The 21,764-nt window shown below is 55.9% G+C and carries 18 protein-coding genes; 11 read left to right on the top strand and 7 right to left on the bottom strand.

Annotated features, from left to right (window positions below; all coding sequences use genetic code 11):
* Positions 1–494 precede the first annotated feature (494 nt).
* The 5 genes from ACXHXG_RS24120 to ACXHXG_RS24140 all read left to right on the top strand — a co-directional run bounded on the left by ACXHXG_RS24120 (position 495) and on the right by ACXHXG_RS24140 (position 5,937).
* Positions 495–2,171, top strand: coding sequence for an FAD-dependent oxidoreductase (locus ACXHXG_RS24120; RefSeq protein WP_457900960.1), 1,677 nt, complete (start codon positions 495–497; stop codon positions 2,169–2,171).
* Between the two features lie 532 nt (positions 2,172–2,703).
* On the top strand, positions 2,704–3,606 hold the full coding sequence (locus tag ACXHXG_RS24125; protein WP_457900961.1) for a methyl-accepting chemotaxis protein: 903 nt from the start codon (positions 2,704–2,706) through the stop codon (positions 3,604–3,606).
* A gap of 272 nt (positions 3,607–3,878) precedes the next feature.
* Entirely contained in the window at positions 3,879–4,274 is a 396-nt protein-coding gene (locus ACXHXG_RS24130) for a helix-turn-helix domain-containing protein (protein ID WP_457900962.1), read from the top strand.
* Between the two features lie 154 nt (positions 4,275–4,428).
* Positions 4,429–5,148 carry a GntR family transcriptional regulator gene (locus tag ACXHXG_RS24135; RefSeq protein ID WP_457900963.1) on the top strand — a complete coding sequence of 240 codons (720 nt, stop codon included), beginning with the start codon at positions 4,429–4,431 and terminating at the stop codon, positions 5,146–5,148.
* Between the two features lie 9 nt (positions 5,149–5,157).
* Positions 5,158–5,937 (top strand): pyrroline-5-carboxylate reductase, encoded by a 780-nt coding sequence (locus tag ACXHXG_RS24140; protein ID WP_457900964.1) that lies wholly within the window; start codon positions 5,158–5,160, stop codon positions 5,935–5,937.
* Here ACXHXG_RS24140 and ACXHXG_RS24145 read toward each other — a convergent pair whose 3' ends face one another.
* Positions 5,938–6,486 carry a cupin domain-containing protein gene (locus tag ACXHXG_RS24145; RefSeq protein ID WP_260304069.1) on the bottom strand — a complete coding sequence of 183 codons (549 nt, stop codon included), beginning with the start codon at positions 6,484–6,486 and terminating at the stop codon, positions 5,938–5,940. It lies immediately after the preceding gene.
* A gap of 147 nt (positions 6,487–6,633) precedes the next feature.
* Between ACXHXG_RS24145 and aptA the strand changes: the two genes are divergently transcribed.
* Complete coding sequence (gene aptA, locus ACXHXG_RS24150) at positions 6,634–7,968, top strand: omega-aminotransferase AptA (RefSeq protein ID WP_457900965.1); 1,335 nt, start codon at positions 6,634–6,636, stop codon at positions 7,966–7,968.
* A 193-nt stretch (positions 7,969–8,161) separates the two neighbouring features.
* On the opposite strand, the gene ACXHXG_RS24155 is transcribed toward aptA, so the two are convergent.
* The 5 genes from ACXHXG_RS24155 to ACXHXG_RS24175 all read right to left on the bottom strand — a co-directional run bounded on the left by ACXHXG_RS24155 (position 8,162) and on the right by ACXHXG_RS24175 (position 14,403).
* Positions 8,162–10,102 carry a methyl-accepting chemotaxis protein gene (locus tag ACXHXG_RS24155; RefSeq protein WP_457900966.1) on the bottom strand — a complete coding sequence of 647 codons (1,941 nt, stop codon included), beginning with the start codon at positions 10,100–10,102 and terminating at the stop codon, positions 8,162–8,164.
* A 392-nt stretch (positions 10,103–10,494) separates the two neighbouring features.
* Positions 10,495–11,082, bottom strand: a complete 588-nt coding sequence (locus tag ACXHXG_RS24160) for a type II toxin-antitoxin system VapC family toxin (RefSeq protein ID WP_457900967.1) — start codon at positions 11,080–11,082, stop codon at positions 10,495–10,497.
* Positions 11,072–11,368, bottom strand: a complete 297-nt coding sequence (locus ACXHXG_RS24165; RefSeq protein WP_457900968.1) for a hypothetical protein — start codon at positions 11,366–11,368, stop codon at positions 11,072–11,074. Before ACXHXG_RS24165 ends, ACXHXG_RS24160 begins: the two co-directional genes overlap by 11 nt.
* A 189-nt stretch (positions 11,369–11,557) precedes the next feature.
* Positions 11,558–12,706 (bottom strand): DegT/DnrJ/EryC1/StrS family aminotransferase, encoded by a 1,149-nt coding sequence (locus tag ACXHXG_RS24170; RefSeq protein ID WP_457900969.1) that lies wholly within the window; start codon positions 12,704–12,706, stop codon positions 11,558–11,560.
* Positions 12,703–14,403: a B12-binding domain-containing radical SAM protein gene (locus ACXHXG_RS24175; protein WP_457900970.1), complete on the bottom strand. Its 1,701-nt coding sequence runs from the start codon at positions 14,401–14,403 to the stop codon at positions 12,703–12,705. The genes ACXHXG_RS24170 and ACXHXG_RS24175 overlap by 4 nt, the downstream gene beginning before the upstream one ends.
* Before the next feature lie 83 nt (positions 14,404–14,486).
* On the opposite strand from ACXHXG_RS24175, the gene ACXHXG_RS24180 reads away from it, so the two are divergent.
* The 5 genes from ACXHXG_RS24180 (at position 14,487) to ACXHXG_RS24200 (ending at position 18,389) form a co-directional block, all read left to right on the top strand.
* A complete protein-coding gene (locus tag ACXHXG_RS24180) occupies positions 14,487–15,155 on the top strand; it encodes a class I SAM-dependent methyltransferase (protein ID WP_457900971.1) in 669 nt (222 codons plus the stop codon).
* A gap of 8 nt (positions 15,156–15,163) precedes the next feature.
* Complete coding sequence (locus ACXHXG_RS24185) at positions 15,164–15,832, top strand: acetyltransferase (protein ID WP_457900972.1); 669 nt, start codon at positions 15,164–15,166, stop codon at positions 15,830–15,832.
* A gap of 617 nt (positions 15,833–16,449) precedes the next feature.
* Positions 16,450–16,779, top strand: a complete 330-nt coding sequence (locus tag ACXHXG_RS24190) for a hypothetical protein (RefSeq protein ID WP_457900973.1) — start codon at positions 16,450–16,452, stop codon at positions 16,777–16,779.
* Positions 16,776–17,726, top strand: coding sequence for a hypothetical protein (locus ACXHXG_RS24195; RefSeq protein WP_457900974.1), 951 nt, complete (start codon positions 16,776–16,778; stop codon positions 17,724–17,726). The genes ACXHXG_RS24190 and ACXHXG_RS24195 overlap by 4 nt, the downstream gene beginning before the upstream one ends.
* 3 nt (positions 17,727–17,729) lie before the next feature.
* The gene (locus tag ACXHXG_RS24200; RefSeq protein ID WP_457900975.1) at positions 17,730–18,389 is read left to right on the top strand and encodes a WbqC family protein; all 660 of its coding nucleotides are present in this window, start codon (positions 17,730–17,732) and stop codon (positions 18,387–18,389) included.
* A 117-nt stretch (positions 18,390–18,506) separates the two neighbouring features.
* Here ACXHXG_RS24200 and ACXHXG_RS24205 read toward each other — a convergent pair whose 3' ends face one another.
* A complete protein-coding gene (locus ACXHXG_RS24205) occupies positions 18,507–20,432 on the bottom strand; it encodes a sulfotransferase family protein (RefSeq protein ID WP_457900976.1) in 1,926 nt (641 codons plus the stop codon).
* Positions 20,433–21,764: the final 1,332 nt, after the last annotated feature.

Consider the following 21,764-nt stretch of genomic DNA (forward strand, 5'->3'; position numbering starts at 1 on the left):
GGCATCATCATCGTCAGCGCGTGAACGCAGCGCCCGCGGCGCGCTAAGCTTGCGAGAACGGCTGCCGTCATCACATCACGGTCAGGCCGTGTATTGTTTTCGTATTGCTCGCGGGTCCCGATGGATGCTCGCGAAAACAGTGCCAAAACTATGATTGCGCTGTTGGAAACATCAAATTGAACTAGATGTTTTCTTGTATCTCGACGCTATCTTCGGTTGCCATCGCGGATCGCTTTTTCGGCTGGGCGATGAACGTCATCGTGGAGCGTGCAAGGCCGTCACTAATCCTTTTGCCCGAGGTGACGAGCCGATTCATTCTACTTTAGGTGAAATTGTTCTGCAGATTGTGAAGCATTAGCGTGCTGCGTTAGGTCCGCGCCTCCGCCTTCAATCAGGTGGCGATCGCGCCGAGGCCGATCCGCAGTGCCGCCAGGGGACGGAAAGGTGATTGCGGCTATTACCATAAGGACATTGCTCGAACGTTGGGGGCGAAAATGTTTGCGGGTCCAGAGGTGTTTCAGCACGGCTTTGACGTGTGCGTTGTGGGTGCAGGTCCGGTCGGTATTGCCGCTGCGCTCGAATTGAGCAGGCGCGGTATGCGAACGCTGCTTATCGAGGCCGGCCCGAAACAATCGAAACGACCCGAACGAAACGAAACAGGTTTCGATATAGACGACGACATCTATCACGCTGCGGACCAAGTTACCTCTGCCACCGGACTTGGCGGCACGTCCGAACGATGGGGTGGGCAATGCGTTGAGCTGGACGATATAGACTTCGAAGCAAGGGATTATGTCGCACACTCCGGCTGGCCTATTGCTCACGAAAAGATTTCGCCGTTCTACCAGCGCGCGCGGTCTCTTTTAAGTAGCAACGTCACCGGCGAGCGATCGGAGCCGGAATCGGAGACTGATTTTCCGGCGTCCCGGGAAAGCTGGACACGCATACGCAACACAGCGAAGGCTAACAGGGCTGAGCTCACCTCTTCGCAGAACCTCTTCGTCATCCTGGACGCGAGGGTCAAAGCTCTGGGGTTCGACCCCGTGCAAGGACGGCTACATTCCATATCGATTGGCTGCCGCGGTGGCTCCTACAAGGTATGTGCTGAGCATTATGTGCTGGCCTGCGGAGGCAGAGGCAATACCCGGCTGCTGCTGAACCTTCAGGTCGCGTATCCGCAATTGTTCGGCGGAAGCGACGGGCCGCTCGGGCGCTTCTACATGGGACACCTCGCCGGACAGATCGCGCAGATCGAATTCACTACCAAGGAGCATGCCGAACGGTATCTTTTTAAGCGCACATCCACCGGAACCTTCGTGTGTAACCGGTTTCAACCTGGCCCCAAATTGCAACGGACACTCAAGCTGCCAAATATTGCCTTTTGGCCGACGAACCGGAGGGCCGCTTTCGGTGAGGCCGACCCAGCGCTCTCGCTGCTATATCTCTGGAACAGTAAGAAGGCGGTCGTCCACAAAGCGACGTGGGGCGAGGCCGATCGATCCCGTTACTATAACGTGCTGCAGAATGTCCTGCGCCATCCGATTGGCGCGACCTTTTCCGCGTTGGAGTTGCTTCGCCAAAAATACGGCGTCGCTGAGCCATATCTTGTGCTCCGCAGACCTGACCTCAAATACGGGCTTCGCTACCACGGGGAGCAAATTCCAAGCAGTTCAAACCGCGCCTTCCTCAAGCCCGAGCAAGATGCGGATGGCCAGTTCAAGCTCGAGGTCTCGTTCCGATATTTACCTCAGGATATCAGCGGCACGCTCAACGCGCATCTTGCCCTCGATCGATGGCTCAAGGAGCGCAAAATAGGCAAGTTGATCTTCGACACAGCACCCGAACACCTTGAAGAGCATATCGATGCGCAAGCCAAGGATGGCTACCATCAGATCGGGTTGACCAAGATGGGCGTCGACCGCAAGCACGCCGTCGTCAATCACAACTGTCGCATCATCGACATCGTCAACCTCTACATCGCCGGAAGCTGCATTTTTCCCACGTCCGGACAAGCTAACCCCACGCTTCCAGCCGTCGCCTTCGCCGTCAGGCTCGCTGACCATCTCGTTACCGAGATCCGCTGTCAAAGCACGCCGGCGGCTTTGTCGATGAGCAGCCGCCTGGAGCCCAAAGTGGCATCGTCCCTAAGCGTCCCGCGAAGCATTTGCTGACAGGGCTGCCAAGGACATGAAGTTGAGCGAGATGCTGATCGCAAAGCCGATCACGCCGCCAATCGAGGTTTCGACCGCCGCACGAACCTGAAATCTCGAGCGCCAAAGAACCGTATAGCGGCTGCTATTCCTTAGTGATCAATCGCAGGTACGGCGCTCCGGTCCTGGAATGGGTCTTCTCCTCTCAGACCCGCTCGCAGTCGGTGAAAGCGGCTGATATGATCACCACCTCCTTGTTCGGTTACTGAGCCGGCTCGCGCGGCTAGCTGCAGCGAATCCCCCCTGATCTTCATCCAATTTTCGCACAAATATCCGGAATCGGCACAAAAGTGGAAGCATTCCGGAAGAGAGCCCGCCAGGAGACACGCCCCTCAAGCTCCCGTTAAGCTTTTAGAAGCTTGCTGGATCGCGTTTGACGCCGGCAAGCCGCTCAACAACCAGTCAGGATTGGTGACAGCCTAACTGGTTTGAGGTGGCCGTGGGTGTCCCACTTTCTTGCTCAACTACGGATGCGGGCAAACTGGATAGCAGAATGCAAAGTCTCACAACAAAGCTTCGCGCCACTATCGCCTTGCTGCTAGTCGCCCTCGCCCAGGCTGTCGCTCTCGCCCACCATCCCATCCCAAACTTCGAAGACGTCGCACTGATCGGTACGCTGGGTCTGGGCATCGCAGTGATCTTAGCAACGCTCGTCAACAGCACGCAATTATCTGAAAGCCCAACCCCTGTTCATCGTGCGGATGCGGGGGATCCTGCGTTAACGACAGCGATCATGTCTGAAGCGGGAACGGTAGCGGGAATGCCCCCACGGGCCGACAAGGAGGGAACGGATACCGCTTCATCCGTCAACGGAGAGAGCGCCTTTGCCGTTGACATTGAAACGTTGACCACGGCGGTTATTGAAGGTGACCTTACCGCTCGCATGGCTGAGGGTTACGACGATCCCAACCTCGACCGCGCAGCGATTGCCGTTAACAGAATGGTCTGGACGTTAGAAGAGGGCGTGCTTGAGATCAATCGAGTAACCGAGGCGCTGGCCAATGGCGATTTATCGGCATCCATGCGTGGCCAGTTTCGAGGTTCCATTGGACAAATTCAAAGAAACGTCAATCTCGCAATGGCAACGATCCGGTCCACGCTCAACGTATCCAGAGCAGCGCAATTCGAGCAAAGCGCCTCCCGAGCCGCAAGGATGATTGCTCGTTTCAAGCGGCGAACCGCGTTACCAAAGATTGCTGTTAGCGACGGCTCGTCAATGCCAGTAGCTTCGCCGGCGCGCGCACTCCGCCGCAAAGTCATGCGAGCTTTTGGGGAACCTGCGAACGCGGTCTTGCGCGCACCAAAAGACTCCTCGAAGCGGCTTAACGGACATTATGAGGTTGCGGATGTACTAGCTCATCCACGCAAAGCAACTGGCGCGCCCGATGAGATTTAACCGAGAAGCGCTCGTCTGAGGCCTGCGACCTGCGATCACCTTCTCAAGGATCTTGCCGACGATCTCGACAATCACCGGCCGCCTCGGCGCAACCGAGCCTTGTGAAGGACGGGAAAGCCTGCCAGTGGCGCCTATGACGCCACTGATAAGGACGGGTGTTTTATAACGATAGCTCCAGAGCTTACTTGCTCTGGATCAGGCGGCCTAGCGGCGCGAGCGGGCCGACGGGGATAAACTCAAAGGTCATCAGCCCGGTTTCGGTCAGGGGCAGTTTGATCTCGATCTACCTGCTCGCGGACATCCGCTCCTCGCAAGCGCCCTACATCATTCCCAATCATTTGGCGCAGGCCGATCCCCTTATCCTGCGCTTCGAGCGATGGGCGCGGGAGCATCTGCAGGACGGCTTCTCGTTGCGGGAAGCCGCCGCCGCGCTGGCGACAAGCCCTCGCTCCCTGCAGCGCCGTTGCCAGGAAGTGCTCGGCAAATCACCCTTATCTTACTTTCAGGACCTTCGGGTCGAACGAGCACAAAACCTGATCCATGGCAGCGGGCTCGACCTCGACGCCATCGCCGCTGAGGTGGGATACGTCGATGGGGCGACCTTGCGCACGCTCTTGCGCCAACGTCTCGGACGCGGCGTACGTGAACTTCGCGAAGACCTACTCTGAGAGGCGCAAGTCTTCTTCGGCCAGCCTATGGCGGACTGCGGGTTGACCAGCAAATCACGTCAACAGCATGTCGACAAAATCAAACGAAAAAACTACATTGCTGACATGATGCTTTTTTGACCCAATGCGGCATCTGCGAATGAAAGGTACCTAAGTGTCTGACGAGGCTGAAGTGAAACGAATCCGGGGAACCGGATGGAAGAGCGTCTACGATACGCTGCGAAGCGAGATTCTTTCTCTCACCTTGCCGCCGGGTCAGCTTCTCGATGAAATGACCTTGGCCGAGCGTTTTGACATGTCGCGCTCGCCGGTGCGCGAAGCCCTGATCCGCTTGGGTGGAGACGAACTCGTCGTCACGCTTTCCAACCGCAGCACGATCGTTGCGCCAATCGAAGTGGCGACCTTTCCGAAATACGTGGAGGCGCTCGACATCGCGCAGAGGATGAACACGCGCCTGGCTGCGGCACTGCGAACCGAAACCGACCTGAAGCTGATTGCCAAACGGGAAAGGGCATTTGCGGCCGCCGTCAAAACCGGAAATCATCTGGCGATGTCGGAGGCGAACAAAGAGTTCCACATGGCGATCGCCCATGCCGGCAAGAACCAGTATCTGGCATCCTTCTATCACAAGCTCCTGTCTCAGGGGCAGCGTATGCTGCACCTGCATTTCGAGTATCTCGAGCGTACCCACGAGGGATATCTCCTGACCGATGAGCATAGCCTGATGCTGGAGGCGATCCGGGATAAGAACGTCGATCTGGCGGATGAACTCGCCCATGCTCATACCCGACAGTTCCAGCACAACTTCATCAACTTCATGCGCGAGAACTACACGACCGATGTCCCGCTCGGACCCGCGCGGGCGGCGGAATAGGTGGCGAGGATGAAAGCAATCGGTTTCGTCGGAACCGGCGCGATCACGGAGGCCATGGTGCAGGGCCTACTGGCTGAGCCGGCGCATGTATCCAAAATCCATGTCTCACCTCGCAATGCGGAGATCGCAGCAAATCTTGCCGCGAAGTTCGACAGCGTAACTGTGGCGGCTGACAACCAGACGGTCGTCGATCACAGCGACATCGTCGTCCTTGCCATACGCCCGCAGATTGCCGAAGATGTTATACGTGAGCTTCGTTTCAAAGATGGGCAACGCGTTGTCAGCGTCGTGGCCACGGTGGAGCGCCAAAGTCTGCTCGACTGGATCCGCGCGGACATCGACCTTGTGCAGGCGATCCCTTTGCCATTCGTGGCAGATCGCCAAGGTGTGACGGCCATCTATCCTCCCGATCCCGAAATAGCCGGCCTCTTCGATGCCCTTGGCATCGCCGTTCAATGCGAATCCCGAAAAGAATATGACCTTCTTGCCGCTGCCAGCGCCATGATGTCGACCTTCTTCGGCATCATGGAGTTCACGACTGACTGGCTGGAAAAGAATGGGCTCGATCGATCGAAGGGCCAGGCCTATATCGCGCCACTATTTGCGAGTTTGGCGCAAAGGGCCAACGAACCGGGCGTCACGTCCTTCAGTTCTCTAAGCTCTGAATTCGCCACCAGGGGCGGCCTGAACGAACAGGTTTTCTCGGACTTCGAGAAGAAGGGCGGACGACAGGCGCTGACGGCCGCACTCGACCGGGTACTCGCTCGCATTGAGGGTCGCAGTAACTAATCAGAAGGTTGGCGGCGTGCAGGCGCTGATCACCTCGCAAGCTACCGGCCCGACACATCGGAACCGATGCGGGCGTCGACTTTCGAAATAATAGGCATCGCCCGGCCCGAGGATTCGCCGCTCGTCGTCAACCGTGACCTCGAGTCTTCCCGACAGGACGATCCCCCCTTCTTCTCCATCGTGGACGAGAGGTACCTTTCCAGTATCGGCGCCGGGCTGGTAGCGCTCCTTCAGGATCTGCAAACTGCGCCCGAACAGGTTCTCTCCAACCTGCCTATATGAGATAGCGCCCTTGCCGATCTCGACCAATTCTTCCGCGGCATAAAACGCCTTCTTTGGCCGAGCGGGCTCGAATGCGAAAAACTCCGCCAGGCCGATCGGGATGCCGTCCAGAATTCTCTTCAACGCGCCCACCGACGGGTTCGAGGCGTTCGACTCGATGAGAGAGATCGTCGAATTCGGCACGCCGGTGCGCTTGGCAAGCTCGCGCTGCGAAAGGTTGTGCGCAATGCGCAGATGGCGGAGACGATTGCCGATGTCGACGGACATGATGCGGTGGCGTTCCTGTTGTTCAGAATAGGCAAAAACCTATATGCTGCCGCCATAAATTTCAATTGGTTAGAGTCGTAAAGAAAAGGACTTGTTTGAAGAAGGGAAATCGTCGATCTGATTGCCATTCCAAAGAGGAGGCCAATCATGGATCAGGTCAGCAAGCCGAACACCCCCGTTCTCGATAATTTCTGGATGCCGTTTACGGCGAACCGGCAGTTCAAGGCAGCACCACGCCTATTGGCCGCTGCAGACGGTATGTACTACACCGATGTCGATGGGAACCAGGTTCTCGATGGCACCGCGGGCCTCTGGTGCGTGAATGCCGGTCACGGCCGCAAGAAGATTGCGGAGGCAGTCGAGCGACAGCTCGCCACCTTGGACTACGCGCCGACCTTTCAGATGGGCCACCCGATCGCTTTCGATTTCGCCACGAAGCTGGCCGCGAATGCGCCTGGTGGTGGCGAAGCCAAACTCGACCGCGTGTTCTTCACCGGTTCCGGCTCCGAATCCGTCGACACCGCTCTTAAGATCGCCATCGCCTACCAGCGTGCCATCGGCCAGGGCACCCGCACGCGGATCATTGGACGCGAAAAGGGCTACCACGGCGTCGGATTCGGCGGCATCTCGGTCGGCGGCCTCGTCAACAATCGCCGCGTCTTCCCGCAGATTCCGGCAGATCATATGCGCCATACGCTGGACATCGAGCGCAATGCTTTTTCGAAAGGGCTTCCGCAGCACGGCATTGAGCTTGCAGATGATCTGGAACGGCTCGTCGCGCTACATGGCGCCGAAACCATTGCAGCCGTCATCGTCGAACCGATGTCCGGATCAGCAGGCGTCGTCCTGCCTCCCAAGGGCTATCTGGAGAAATTGCGTGCTACGGCGGACAAGTACGGAATTCTGCTGATCTTCGACGAGGTCATTACTGGCTTTGGACGCCTCGGAACCCCCTTTGCCACCGACTATTTTGGGGTCGTGCCTGATCTCGTCACCACCGCCAAGGGCATTACCAACGGCACAATCCCGATGGGCGCCGTCTATGCCAGTCGCAAGGTCTATGATGGACTTATGGTCGGGCCGGAGAACACGATCGAATTATTCCACGGCTACACCTATTCCGGCCATCCCGTCGCCTGCGCCGCCGGCCTCGCCACTCTCGAGATCTACCAGGAAGAAGGACTGCTGACGCGAGCGGCCGATCTGGCGGAGCACTGGCAAGAAGCCCTCCATTCGCTCAAGGGTCTTCCGCATATCGTCGATATCCGAAACCTTGGGCTGGTCGGAGCGGTCGAGCTTGCTCCTCGCAAAGATGCCCCTGGAGCGCGGGCTTACGACGTGTTTGTGGACTGCTTCGAGAAGGGTCTGCTGATCCGCGTCACCGGGGACATCATAGCGCTTTCGCCACCACTGATTATCAGCAGGGCGGAGATCGACACGATTGTCTCCATGATATCCGATGCGCTGAAGCGCGCAGCCTAAGGTGCTTAGTGGGGGTGCCACTGGCTGGTTCAGTGGCACCGCGATGTCGCGGCCGCCAAGCAAATGATCATGCCTATATGCTGCGCAACGCCATTTATGGGTACTCATGCCGCCGACATCAGATGGCCGGCTCCTCATTGAACGAGAGCTGTAAGGGCGGGAAATCCCTGGCCCTTACGCATCTTCACTTTCCTCAAAACTCTTCCCAGCCGTCCTTGGACACTGCCGTCGCAGTTGCACCGCCTCCGTCGAAAGCGCCGACGATCTTGGCCCTGAGCGAGCGGGCCGGCGACGCGGCCGGCTGGTGACGTTCGCTCGCCACGGCCAGACGCGGTTGCCTATAGCCTTCCTCGACGTTGAACTGGCTAAGCAAACTGTTGAGCGATGCGACTTCCTTTGCAAGGCTATGGCTCGCTGCGTTCGACTGCTCGACCATCGCCGCATTCTGCTGCGTCCCCTGGTCGATTGCGTTCACGGCCGTGTTGATCTCGGCGAGCCCCGTTGCTTGCTCCCTTGCCCCCTCGACGATCGCCTTCACATTGGCATCGATCTCTTCGACTTCCTGGACAATCTGGCTTAGGGACTGGCCGGTCCGCGCCACGAGTTCGACGCCGTTGCGCACCTGATTGCTGGAAGTCGAGATCAGCGCCTTGATCTCCTTGGCGGCCTGTGCCGAGCGTTGCGCCAGTTCACGGACCTCCTGGGCAACGACCGCAAAGCCCTTGCCTGCCTCGCCAGCCCGCGCCGCCTCGACGCCGGCATTGAGAGCCAGCAGGTTCGTTTGGAAGGCGATTTCGTCGATAACGCCGATGATGTTCGTGATCTCGCTGGAAGACTTTTCGATACCCTCCATGGCGGCGACAGCCTCGCGCATCACGATACCCGACTTTTCGGCGCCTATACGGGCTTGCGCGACCAACTGGCCAGCCTCTTCGGCGCGCTTCGTGGAGTCTTTAACTGTCGTGGTGATCTGTTCGAGCGCCGCGGCGGTTTCCTCGACGGATGCTGCCTGCTGCTCCGTGCGCTTCGAAAGATCGTCGGCAGCCGAGCGGATTTCGTTGGCGCCGGCATCGATGCCGCGGGCATTGTCACCAACGGCTCGTAGCGCCTGCTGCATCTTTGTCATCGAGCCGTTGAAATCGCTGCGCAACTGGTCGAGATGGCTGACGAACGGCTTGTCGATGCGGTAGTTGAGATTGCCGTTTGACAGTGCCCCAAGGCCATCAGCCAGCGCCTTGACAGCAAATTCGGTTTCGGCTGCCTCCCTCGTCTTCTGTGCGTCCCGCTCCATACGTTCCCGATCAGAAAGGCTGCGGTTGGCATCCGCGTCGCGCTCCAGCCGGATGCGCTCGATCGCATTGTCGCGGAAGACAGCAACGGCTGCGGCCATCTGGCCGACCTCGTCCTTGCGCCCCAGGCCGATGACAGATGTCTCGGTTTCTCCACCTGCAAGAGACACCATGCGTTCCCGCAGTTTCTCGATCGGCGTGGTAATACCCTTGGCCGCGACAAACAGGCCGGCGAAGATTGCAGCGACGAAGACGATGCCGAGCGTCGTCAATGTATAGAGGATCGTGCCATTTGCCTGGCTGGTTAAAGTGTCGCTTTGCGTCCCGACGCTCTTGCTGGCGTTCTCTATCCAATGCCGGACACTCAGGATCTCGTCTTCAATCATCGGATCTGCTTGTTTCAGCAATCCTTTGGCGTTCTCGTTGTCGTCCTTCGCCCCGGCTTCGACGGCCTTATCCATGATGGCGGTCATTGCTCTGGCTTTGTCCGCCAGCACATCAACTGACGCTGCCTGTTCCGGGACCAGACGCTTTATGGAGTCAAACCAGTCCAACAAGGCTTTCTTGTTTTCGCCGTAGTCTTTGACAAACCCCGGCATCTCCGCATCCTTGGCGCTATAGGCAAGGATCTGATAGGCATTATAGCTGAGTGCGACCACTCGCTGGCTCGCTCGCGCCATCTGGATCGTAGCGGTCCCCTCGTTTGTAAGAAGACCCGCATAGGCATCATTTGTCGCTTTATAACTCTCCGACATCGCGATGATGCCGGCAATTCCAACAACGCAGATCGGGATGATGACGGAAAGAATCTTCGTGCGAATCTTGGTGTTCTGAAGAAACGACATGGGGGCTCATCGTGCAATTGTCAGGCAATCGCTCTGCCGCCAGATGAAATCATCGGCGCAAAATGCGCGTGCCGACCAGTGACCGGGCATCACAGACTCGGAGCATCATGCTCGACGCAAATGCGCTGTATTCGAATTTAAGCAAAACATGCTGACAAATCGGTTAATGGGTAAATTTCACGCTAACACGCAACCTTAAACTCGTTTTTCGTGAAATGGCGTATGCTTTGCTGACGGCATCGAATTTTAGACAAAATCGTCGTCGGAGGGACTTCGGAGAAGGGAAAGATTTGAATAGGGCTATTTCGCCGTAGTCTCCTGAAGTCTGAAGCGCAGATACTCGCTGGTTCGAAGTTGCCAAGCTTGCCATCGGTGCGCACCGGACGAGCAAGTCAAGTTTCAGCAAATGAAGCTGTGCGATAGCAAATCACTTTTGCAAGCGGTAGTATCTGCGTGAGATAATCAAAGTCCTTTATGTTCCCTGTAAGAACCGACGCACCCAGATTTTGTGCCTGAAGTAGAACTAGGGCGTCGTTCAAAAATCGACGCTCGTGCCCAGCGTTGCGGGGCATATTGGAAAGGCGAGCCGAGAGCCCCGCAAGAATACCTGCAGAGCCCCAGGCATGGATATCTGGAGCATGCAACCTATGAGAAGGTATATCGTTGATCACTTCATCGACGGTCTTAAGGACTGATTTTGTAGCATGATGGGCTGGGTCCAGGCGGCCGAAAACATGGGTAAGCTCCGAGAGACAAACCGCTGAATGGTAGCATAGCCGGTAGGTCAACAATCGATCGACCGCCTCGGGTGACTTGCCTTGAAGCACATCGAGATAGACGCTCGTGTCCAAAAGGATGGGTCCAGCGATGGACGGCTCCTTTTCCGCCCACGTGAGAAGGCTATCGTCTCTTCGACTAAGACCGTCTGCCTGTTTCTCCGGCTTGATTGAGCGGAGGGCAGCTCGCAGGTCAAAGGCCAAGATCAATATCCGACGACACAGACCCTTTGCGACGCACAAGCTTCGCGCCAAAATCATCCTCAAGCGCAAGGCGTGACAATGCGAGCTCGAGTAGTTCGGTGTCGGAACTTATATGTGCCCGTTGTTTAGCTGCCTCAACTAGTTCAGAAGGGACCCGGCCGGATAATCGGGTGTTCTTCGCGTTCCCGAGCAGGCCATTGGCTCGTGCCTCATCAAGGACCAACTTATTTCGCTTGTGAGCGATCTCTTCCGCCTCTTTAGGCTCCATAATAGCACGAACGACCATTGCCGCCTCCTTCGTTGAACATAATATAGAAAGTGTTCAACATAGCTCAAGCTCTTTGATCAAGTGTTCTGTGTCGTGGATTGCCTAAAACCGCCGTTTCCCAGATCCATGGCGCGATCCACGCAGGTCAATGCGCTTGAGTATTCTCGGGCTCGGTCGGCGCGATCTTTGGCCGACACTGCACGAGGATTATGGCACAGCGACTATCAGCCTTTTGAGCGACGCACAGATTCTCTCAATCTTCAACGCCGACAGGTCGGGCCAGCATGGCAACCCAAACGAACTACCGGCCAGGGTGTTGGTAACCGTCAGATCCGTACGCGGACACTCTGTGAAGGCAGCATGACGATGTAGACCACCACCCCACCAGCAGCGTGTGCCAATGCCATCAGCATGCAAGCCCTCGATTACGGACACGAGTCCGCGTTCACTATGAGTCAAACGTACAACTACCGTCGATGTCGCCCATGCTTCACCCTGGCCGGGTGCCATGTGAACCGACCTGTCCAATTGTCGGCGATACTCCTTCGCCACGTTCAGGTATCCATCTCGCGATGATTGCCATAGGTCCAGCCCAGCCAGACCGACCGCAGCGCTGTATTCGCTCAGTTTTGCGTTCACAGCCGGCACAATCGACTCGCGAGTGTTGTGGAAACCGAAATTTCCGCGCTGTACAATACGTTCGATCAGATGGCGGTCGCTGCAGGCAATGAAAGCCCCTTCCCCTATTCCCAGCACTTTTGTGGCGTGCAGGCTAACAACGCAGGGCGTTTCGGCCGGCCGCACCGTATCGAAGGCCGCGGCGGCATCTATGACCACTGCCAGTCCGGTTTCGTCCCTGAACACGTCCCAGCTGAGCATATCAGCCGGAGCGCCGAACGGCATGACGGGCATTACGGCGCCCACCTGTCCGGGCGCTTCGCGCAGAAAATCTCGGGCCATATCCGCTGTGAGTTGCTGACTTTCAGCGTTTACATCAACGATCCACGGCACAAGCCCGGCCAGATATATGGCGTGGGCGCTCGCGGCGAACGTCCAGGACGGCACCATGCAGAGGCTGCCAATAGGCGGCGACTGAGCTACGATCGTTAAGGCAAGGCCGATTGTGGCGTTGGCGCACAGTGTCACCGCTTCAACATTGAAATGCGTCCGCAGCCGCTCCTCGAATGTGCGGGTCAAAGATCCACCGTTGCTATAGACGCGATTGTCGTCGATCAGGCGAAGATACGGAAGCAACCGATCGGATGACGGCAAGCAGGGGCGCATCACGGGAATTTCAAACGACGCCGAGTGAACCTGCCAAAATAGAGTGGAAAGAACCAGGCTTTCGCCGATCATGCGGCAGGCCTCGCCTGACGAGGTAGGTAATTTTCGCTCCGATCGTCCCCCGATGCCAACGGCGCGGTGCTCACAATACCGAAGTCGGTTTTGCGGTCGCTGCGGGAGATCGTCATAAAATGCCAATGCTCGCAGCAGAGAACAACAAAGGTGGGAAACGGAATGGCCTCGGCGCCATTGTCGCGACGATTGCGCCGCCATTGCCGCAGATAGGCGCCACCAACACTGCGTAGGCTACTTGATCCGATGAGGGATCGCATAAGCTTCAAAACCATGACAGCACCCCCAGCTATTTCAGAAAGTCGTGCGGCAAGGGTCGGTTTGCGGCCAATGCGTACATCCATGGCCTTTCGTGCCGCGCGGAAAGCGGGCGACCCGCCATAACCCTCCAACAGACGGCTAAAATAGGCGTCCGGGTCGTAAAGCCGTCGCAGTAGATCGTCGTAGCCTGCCTTCAGAATCTCGCGCGTCATCTGCTTGGGGTGAAAAGCAACATCAGTGTGGTTGAGGTCCAACCGTCCCTCGGCCTTCAGCCGGTCGTACAACGGCGTCGTGGGAATGGGGCTCAATATGGCGACCATCGCCTGGGCTATGCCACTCCTCTGTATAAAGTCGAACTGCTCCTCGAAGATGGTTTTGTCATCGCTGTCGAAGCCTACGATAAACCCAGCCTTGATAACCAACCCCGCGTCACGGATACGCTGCAACTTGTCGAGCATCGTATCGCCACGAAGGTTTTGCACCTTACGTGTCTCTTCAAGCGAAGAGGCGCGCGGGGTTTCGATGCCGATGAACACCGAGCGGAAGTTTGCCCTTACCATCAGATCAAGAAGTTCGGCGTCATCCGCGAGGTTTATACTTGCCTCCGTGCTGAAGATGAGAGGATATCCATGCAGATCCTGCCATTCCACGACGGCCCGCAATAATTCCCTAGCCTTCTGCTTATTACCAATAAAATTGTCATCAACTAGGAAACAGTGACGCATACCCGCGGCGCGGACAACTTCAAATTCAGTGATCATTTGCTGCGGCGACTTTAAGCGCGGCCGCCGTCCGAAGACGGTGATGATGTCGCAGAACTCGCAGAGAAACGGACATCCTCGAGAGAACTGAAGCGATGCCACCATGTAGCGCCCGGTCTGCAGCAAGTCATAGCGAGGCGGCGGAAGCTTCTCCATGTCCGACCTTCCGGACTGTTCATATCGGCGTGCAACCGGTTCCCCGCGGGCATAAGCAGTAAGGAAGGCGGGCCAGGTTTCCTCGGCCTCTCCGACAAACCGCGTGTCACTCAGATCGGCAAATTCGGCATCGGAAACTGAACAATAGGGGCCGCCTACGATAATTGTGGCCGACGACTTGCGGAGGCGGTCCAGAATTTCATGCATGCGCTGCCTCTGCACGATCATACCGGTGACACCCACAATATCAAAACGTTCAAGAGCATCAAAGTCGATTTCTTGCACGTTTTCATCGATCAAGGTCACATCACAGTGTTTGGGCGCGAGAGCAGCGAGGGTCGGCAAGGCGCCGGTCACAGTCCAGTTGCGTTTGTTCCCAGGCATGTACGGCAGGATATGGTCCATACCCCAATAAGACGGCATGAATTTTGGATTGATGAGACATACCGACAGCCGCGGAAGGAGCCCACAATCTCCCACCCCCGAATGCTGCATTGCCGAGGGTTCGAGAACCGTCATCAAGATGTTTCCGTTAAATTGGCAAGAACAACGAATCGCATTGACCACCTATACTCATCGGAGCTATGTCTCTCTAGAGAAAGGTGGCGGCGTTTGCAATTACTGCCGTTACAACCGACATGCCTGAAACAGTATCGCCTTTTCACCTCCTCGCAGCGCATTATGAGAATTGTTTCAGGCGATACGGCGATACACCGCGTGGTGTCGACTGGCCCGATGCCGATAGTGCGCGCGTCAGATATAAGGTGATGGCGGGTGTGGCATATGATGGCGGCGGCTTCCTCGATTTCGGGTGCGGCGCGGGACACTTCCTTGAGTATCTTCAGCAGACCTATTCTCCCTGTCCAGCCTATCGAGGCCTGGATATTTCGCCAATCTTCGTCGATCTATGCCGGCACAAGTTTCCAGACATTATCTTCGACTGCGTAGATGTTATGGCCCCGGACGCGGTCATCCCGTCGACGGATTACGTGATCATGAACGGCGTTTTCACGGAAAAACGTGAGGTGCCGTATAACGTCTTTTTTGATGCGATGATGGCTGTCCTTGGCAAGGTGTTCGCCGCAGCGAAGCGAGGCATGGCCTTCAATCTGATGTCCAAATATGTCGATTGGGAACGTGACGATCTGTTTCATGTTCCCTATAATGACGTCGCCCGAGTCGCCATGAGTCTTTCGCGACATCACACAATCCGGGCGGACTACGGGCTGCGTGAATATACGGTCTATGTTTATAAATCAGCAATAGCATAGAGGGGCGCTTGCAGGACATTGTCATCTTCGGCACAGGCCAGATCGCCGATGTCGCAAAAGTTTATATAGACGTCTTTGGTCCGGGGCGGGTTGTAGGTTTCACCTTGGACGAAGACCATATGACAACCTATAACCATTGCGGCTTGCCTGTAGTTGCCTGGGAGCACTTAGAGGCACGTTTTCCGCCGGACAAGGTTAAACTGCTAGGGCCGCTCAGCTATCAAAGGCTGAACGATTTTCGCCGAGAACGCCACATTGAAGGGCGAGCGCGAGGCTATAGTTTCGCCTCATTCATCCATCCCTCGGTACAGAATCTCGCTGAATCGATAGGAGACAACGCGTTTATCCTGGAAAACTGCATCCTTCAGCCGTTCGTGCGAATCGGTGACGGTTGTATGCTTTGGACGGCCTGTCATATCGGTCACCACACGACGATCGATGACTATTGTTTTCTGTCCAGCCAGGTCGGCGTCGCTAGCGGCGTCCATATCGGCGCCGGTTGCCTGATCGGCGGACAAGTGGGGATCGACAATGCCTTGTCCGTAGGTGCAAGCTCATATATTCAGTCGCGCGCTATGATCCGCCGCAACCTTCCAGCGCAGAGCGTTGTGCGCCATGCTTTCGACAGCCCAGAGACGTATTCCAGCGCGCGCCTGAAGAAGATGAAATTCCTGTGACGAATGGCTGGGAAAGGCATGGGTTGCTCCTGTCCGTTAAAGCCGGTCATCCATGGTGGATGAGCCATGCACAAGCGCCCTGCGTTCTGCCCATCGCACCGCGTTTATGGCGTGTTTATTTCAGCGCGCGCAATGCAGCGAATAGAGCATCTCCGGTCGCCATCGACGTTGATCCGGGCGACAACATGCGCGTCCTCGCGGAATATATCGTCCCATTGTTGCGGCCGGGGCCCCCTGGAAGCTACGATCACACAGGGGTCGGATCAGCATGCGCTCTACAGATAGACGGAGAGGTTCACTTATACACAACCGGGGTCCACCTGCGGCCAGATGTGCGTTTTCATCTGAGCATCGGACTGGCGCTTAGTAACGATGGACTGTCATTCACCGCTGCATTCGATGGCCCTGTGCGGTCCACCGGGCCATTTGATCCTTTTTTTGTCTCCATGCCATGTGTCCGCCGGTACGAAGATGGCTACCGCATGTGGTACGTCAGTTGCACCGGCTGGACTACGGACGGAACACAACAGGAACCGCTTTACGATATCCGCACTTGCCGTTCCTCTGACGGCCGCCTATGGGAACCATATTCACGGCGTGCGTTGTCGAGCGCCGGGATGGGTGCCAGTGCCGCTGGCCGGCCATGGGTGACACAGGATGGTGAAGAACTGCGACTGTGGTATAGCCTTCGCGGTGCCGAATTTCGTCAGAATGGCGACGCGGCCTATCGCATCGTTTCGCAACCCTTGGGCCGCGATGGAGTGGCGTTGGGCACTCCCGAATTTGTAAGCTTCATCAACCCGCCTGCTGCTGGCGATTTCGATGACTGGATGCAGGCATATGCCTGCATCCAGAACTATGAAAACATTCAGATCATGCTCTATAATGGCAACGATTTCGGTCGCGCTGGGATTGGTTGGGCGACGCGGCCGAGGCCCGAAATATGACTTTTGAGTTTCGCATTCCCATTCTGCCTCGCCCCTCGTTCTTTTCCAATGTAAGGCTCGCGACCCTGTCGTTGGCCAAGCTGGGGAACGGGTACGCGGCAGCACCTATTCGCGTCTCCGTCGGTGACGGCGCCAACAGAGATAGCGTGATTGCCGCAAACACTTGGTCGCAAGCTTATCCGGTCGAATGGCGGATAATCTCGCGCGCGGTCGGGGACGCCCAATTTTCGTCCGGTCTCGACCGCTACGCCAACCCCGCCAGCAGCGATGTGATCATCCTTATCGACGCTGACGCCTGTCTGATGCGACCGATAGATGAACTGTTGGAGAAACTGAAAGGGGCTACTCGGCCTACGGTGGCTGCTATGCAGGCGCATTTTCCGCCATTCCTTGACTGGTCGACGAGCGAGGCGCAGTGGCGGGCCCTACTCGTCGAATCTGGATTCTCGGATGCCCGGCTCGAGCGCCGCTATTCCATATCTCCTCCAGAGGAGTCGGGCCGTTGCCCCCCATATTTCAATTATGGCTTCGTAGCTTTCAATGCCGCAGCGTTCGAAAGCATCCGGCCGCTGATGGCCGACCACACACAAAAATTGATTGCGCAGTTGGCAGGTACGCAACCGGTGTTCTTCACGGCGCAGCTTGCCTTGACCCTGGCTATTATCGAGACAGGTGTCGATGTGATGGAACTGAGGCCAGAATATAACTGCCCCAATTCAGATGAAATGCTAGCACACGGCTTGGGCGAAGCGGCAGATATTCGTGTGCTGCACTATCTGCGCAATAATGTTTTCGATCGCCATACCTTCTTGTGCGAGCGGAATGCGTTCGAAGCCTTTCGCAAAGCGGACTTTGCCTCACCCGTCGTGCAGGCTTTTCAGTCGCATGTACTGGATCTGCCGGGCGTGTTCTTCGATGAACCACTTCCATATGAGCAAGGTGTCTGATCTGTGCGCATTGCCGTAATGCAACCTTATCTCTATCCATATGCCGGATATTTCCGTCTGCTGGCGGCGAGCGACGTTTTCATTCTTTATGATGATGTGCAGTTTCCGCGACGCGGTCGCGTCCACCGCTGCGAAATGACTCCCCACCGCTGGCTGACACTACCTATAGAGCGTCAATCGCGTGACACATTGATCCGGGACCTCCAATGGCATGAGGCAGCGCGTGAAGAACTGGATGGGAGGTTGTCATCTTTTCATGTCCCCCGTACGGCTGAGCCGCCGGTTGCCGCTGCTGTCTGCCATCATCTCTATGGGCCGCTAAAGGAGGTTATCGATTTCCTAGAGACCGGCATTCGCCTGGTAGCTGATGCGGTCGGCATCCATACGCCGATTATGCGCAGTTCCGGATTAGCGATCGATCAGTCTCTGCGCGGCCAGGCACGGATCGTGGATATCGTGAGAGCACTCGGAGGGCGCAGCTACATCAATGCGCCCGGAGGACGTAGCCTTTACGATGCACGGCAGTTCGAGGCAGTGGGATTGAGGCTGGAGTTCCTAATGCCATATTCGGGCCAGTTCTTCCATATCATTCAACCATTGATGACGGGCAACGTGACTGCCCTTGCTGATGACATTCGCCGCACGTGCGCCATCGAAAACTGAGTGGCGCTTGCAGCGACCCTTGCCCGCTGGAACTACTAGTAACTGCGGGTTTAAATTCTCAGATCGCCGCGCGGCGCATCACACTGCTATCAAGTTGCTGCTCGGTCGGTTGGGAAACTACGCTGTAGAGACCGGCTGACGGCCTTCATCCCGTCCAAAACGGATGTAGTGAAGGAGCGGATTCATGCCGGATGCTTTAACATCTGGATTGGCGGTCACGTAATACTCCGTATTGAAGCCCGGTCCAGGATCACGTCCCTCGCGCCAGCCGTAGCGAATATAATGCCAAAGTGGATTCCGCCCTGCTCGACGTACGTCATCATAATAGGCGAGATACCAGCTGCTGTCGAATAGCGCGTTCGGTTGAAAGCCAAGGTAAGAACCGAATTCAATATAATGCAAAGCCGCGGCAAGTGCCTTCTGAGCCGATCGATTCGACGCTCGCGCTATAGCATCTGGGTAGCGCAAATGGTAGTATTCAGTATCGAATAACCCGCTATTCAGTACCATTTTAGCAAGCTTACGCCGATAATAGGAAATAGGAAGAATACGTGCGGCGACAGGACGTTCCGCCTCAAATTTAGAGCAATAGAATGCTGCCTCCGCATTAGTCAGTTCAATGCGAGCCGTTCGAAGAACTTCCTCATGATAGCGCTCGATCCCCTCAATAGTTTCGGCACACTCGCGATGTATTCTTAATATCGCTTCAGCTTGATTTGCTTGCAGAGCTGCTGCGGCTTCCAGCGATTGATCCTTAACGTGGTCTAGCTCCTGCGACGCTTGGGAAAGAGCAAATGACAATTCGTTCTTCTCAAATTCAATGCGCTGAACGATCGTTGCAAGGCTATCACGTTCTATTAGGACGCCCGACAAAGCTTCGGCCAGGTCATCTCTATTACGTGTTGCCTCCTCGATTTTGGCCTCTAAGCCGACGCAGCGGTCAGCAAGTATATCGCGATTTGCCAAGACAGTTGACAGCACTTCGCTGAGCTGGAATTTTTCCCGCTTCCGTTGGGAGAAATTCACCGAGACGCTATAAGGCTCTGCTCTGACACCTTCATTCGATTCCGATACGCTGACGTGTTCAACTGTCGCGAAGGACATGGTCTTGCCAGTTGCGACTTCCAAAATGGCGTTGCGGTCGACCCACGTCTCTAGCTCCCGACGCTGTACATCAAGTTCGCCGCGCGCTCCTTCAAGCTCAATCTCATAGTCGGCCAATAAGGGCCCAAATATCGTAGTTGCTTGATCTAGCAATAAGCGCACGTCATCAAGTTCGGCCTGAGCCAAATTTGAATTTGGATGGCAACTGAGTTCCACAAGTGCACTATACGCTCGTGATATCCATTCTAGTCTAACGTTTCCTTGCGCGTCGAAATGCACAAGTTCTGAAGCCAAGAAGGAATCGACCTCGTATGCAGAAATATCTGCAGGACGAGGCCAAGAAAGGCCTGTTTCAGAGGCAATACGATTGCTAACAGAACGCCAATCGTTTCGAAATTCTTTCCACGTGAAAATCGACCGGTCAGTAGAACGACTACTATATTCAGCATCCAGGACATGACGAAGCCAAAGAATCAAACCCTGTTGTAAAGGCATCGAATGGATTGCATGCAAGGAATGTGCCACCTCCATTGGGGCGCGTAGGGGCATAACAACGCGTGGCGCGGCCCCTAACTCCTTCAATACATCGAACCAAAAAGGCGCGAACCGGCACACGCGTGGATCCTTCAGTACTGGAAGCGCCCGATCACCAAACTCTTGGGCGAACAACTCTTTCGCACGTTGCCGGAACGTTGTGGCCACAGGCGACGAAAACCAACTAGAATCAAATGGGCGCCAATCGTTCCAAGATGAGCCAGCGGAGCACAATAGCTCGTCATGAAACGCCATAAGCGTTGTGGATTCAAAGTAGCCCCGCGCATTTCCGGGATTTGCGGGCATCAGGTTTTTCGGCGCAGCGCAACCAAGCCTCGTCAGAACGCCGGCCACGGAACTCGTGCCACTGCGATGCATTCCCAACACCATTACAACGTCAGTCACGATTATTTTAGTTTCCCCTTACAGCTTCACACTTTTAAATATTGCTTAGCTGCTATACTTACATCCTAGTCCAATTTTCAAAAATTGAACTGCTTGGTACAGGATTTCTGCAAGAAGGGTCAATGCTAGGTGTGTAAGGACACGAGATCATTATTGGGCACTCTTTAAAAGATGGCGGCTCGTCGAGTGAGGACAGAAAAGCTCAATCGCTTGTATTTCTGCTACACGCCCGGCTACGGCCTCCATCGGCTCATAGAGGCGCCAGGCGATGGTACATAGTGTCGTTCCATCGTTGTTTCGCCAGACAGCCAAGTGGCAGAGTGAAGACGAACATCGGAGACGTCTTTTAAGCTCACCGCGTCGGCGTTGCCGTTGACTTCGAGATCACAAACGAAGCCTACTACCGACGACGTGAAGCGGTGGGAGTTCATGGGCATTGGGCGCCCGGCACGACCAGCATCGCTGGCATGCCGCTCGCCGTCTCATTTGCCGATGCTTTAAAGCGCGTTGGCCCGACTGTTCTCCGGCAAAAGAAAGAGCATGCCGTTGAAACGCTCGGGACTGTTAAATCGGTAATCTCCTTTGAAGCCAAGTTGAGACTTCATTTGAAAGATTGAAACGAAAGACTGGGTTGCTTGCATTATCAAGATGAAATGTATGGTGGTAATGGATGGCAATCGGATCGACTCCAGACACTATTTCATCCGATAGGTAGCTCTCGATATGGATTGGCAAGTTATGTGAATTAGGCAACTCCTTGCATTCGAGGCTGCCCCCCAAATCGCCAAAGAAAGACATGCTTGGGAGCTTCCCCAATATTCCGCACCAACGCCCGTCACCAACCCGTGCCCGGTCAGAATCGCTAGTCCCCGGTCAGCGAATGGCCTCATATTACTTCTTACTGATTTTATGAAAAAGTCTTCGGTTCGCTGAAATATTGAAGCGGACGGTCGAACGACAACGAAGCCGCCATTATAATTAGCCTTCACTCGCACTTTATCTATTGTCGTCGTCGTATACGGAATCTTTTCGTAGTCCACGGAACACGTCGTACAGAGGCGCTGCCAGTATGCATCATGGACATCCTCAGCCCCTGTCGTGCACATGCCTTTAAGATCAACTGGCCTTGCCGCGGCGTCTGCATCGCCGAGGTCGAGCGAAGGCTCGCCACAAAAAATGATATCGCTGTCAAGAAAAACAAGTCGTTCTTCCCCGCAGTTGGCCTCTAAAAATGCTGAGGCGTGTATTCTAAAGCTTGTACCATATTCGGGAACGGCGCTCTTTATGTCTAGAAATAGGATTTCAACGCCAAGTGCTTCCAGTGACCTTACT

It is taken from the genome of Rhizobium sp. LEGMi-198b (assembly GCF_054114205.1).

What these genes read in the sequence shown, in the direction of transcription:
- ACXHXG_RS24120 (WP_457900960.1), top strand. Translation starts at nt 495, where the DNA reads ATGTTTGCGGGTCCAGAGGTGTTTCAGCACGGCTTTGACGTGTGCGTT.
- ACXHXG_RS24125 (WP_457900961.1), top strand. Translation starts at nt 2,704, where the DNA reads ATGCAAAGTCTCACAACAAAGCTTCGCGCCACTATCGCCTTGCTGCTA.
- ACXHXG_RS24140 (WP_457900964.1), top strand. Translation starts at nt 5,158, where the DNA reads ATGAAAGCAATCGGTTTCGTCGGAACCGGCGCGATCACGGAGGCCATG.
- ACXHXG_RS24145 (WP_260304069.1), bottom strand. Translation starts at nt 6,486, where the DNA reads ATGTCCGTCGACATCGGCAATCGTCTCCGCCATCTGCGCATTGCGCAC.
- aptA (WP_457900965.1), top strand. Translation starts at nt 6,634, where the DNA reads ATGGATCAGGTCAGCAAGCCGAACACCCCCGTTCTCGATAATTTCTGG.
- ACXHXG_RS24155 (WP_457900966.1), bottom strand. Translation starts at nt 10,102, where the DNA reads ATGTCGTTTCTTCAGAACACCAAGATTCGCACGAAGATTCTTTCCGTC.
- ACXHXG_RS24165 (WP_457900968.1), bottom strand. Translation starts at nt 11,368, where the DNA reads ATGGTCGTTCGTGCTATTATGGAGCCTAAAGAGGCGGAAGAGATCGCT.
- ACXHXG_RS24170 (WP_457900969.1), bottom strand. Translation starts at nt 12,706, where the DNA reads ATGATCGGCGAAAGCCTGGTTCTTTCCACTCTATTTTGGCAGGTTCAC.
- ACXHXG_RS24175 (WP_457900970.1), bottom strand. Translation starts at nt 14,403, where the DNA reads ATGACGGTTCTCGAACCCTCGGCAATGCAGCATTCGGGGGTGGGAGAT.
- ACXHXG_RS24190 (WP_457900973.1), top strand. Translation starts at nt 16,450, where the DNA reads ATGGGTGCCAGTGCCGCTGGCCGGCCATGGGTGACACAGGATGGTGAA.
- ACXHXG_RS24195 (WP_457900974.1), top strand. Translation starts at nt 16,776, where the DNA reads ATGACTTTTGAGTTTCGCATTCCCATTCTGCCTCGCCCCTCGTTCTTT.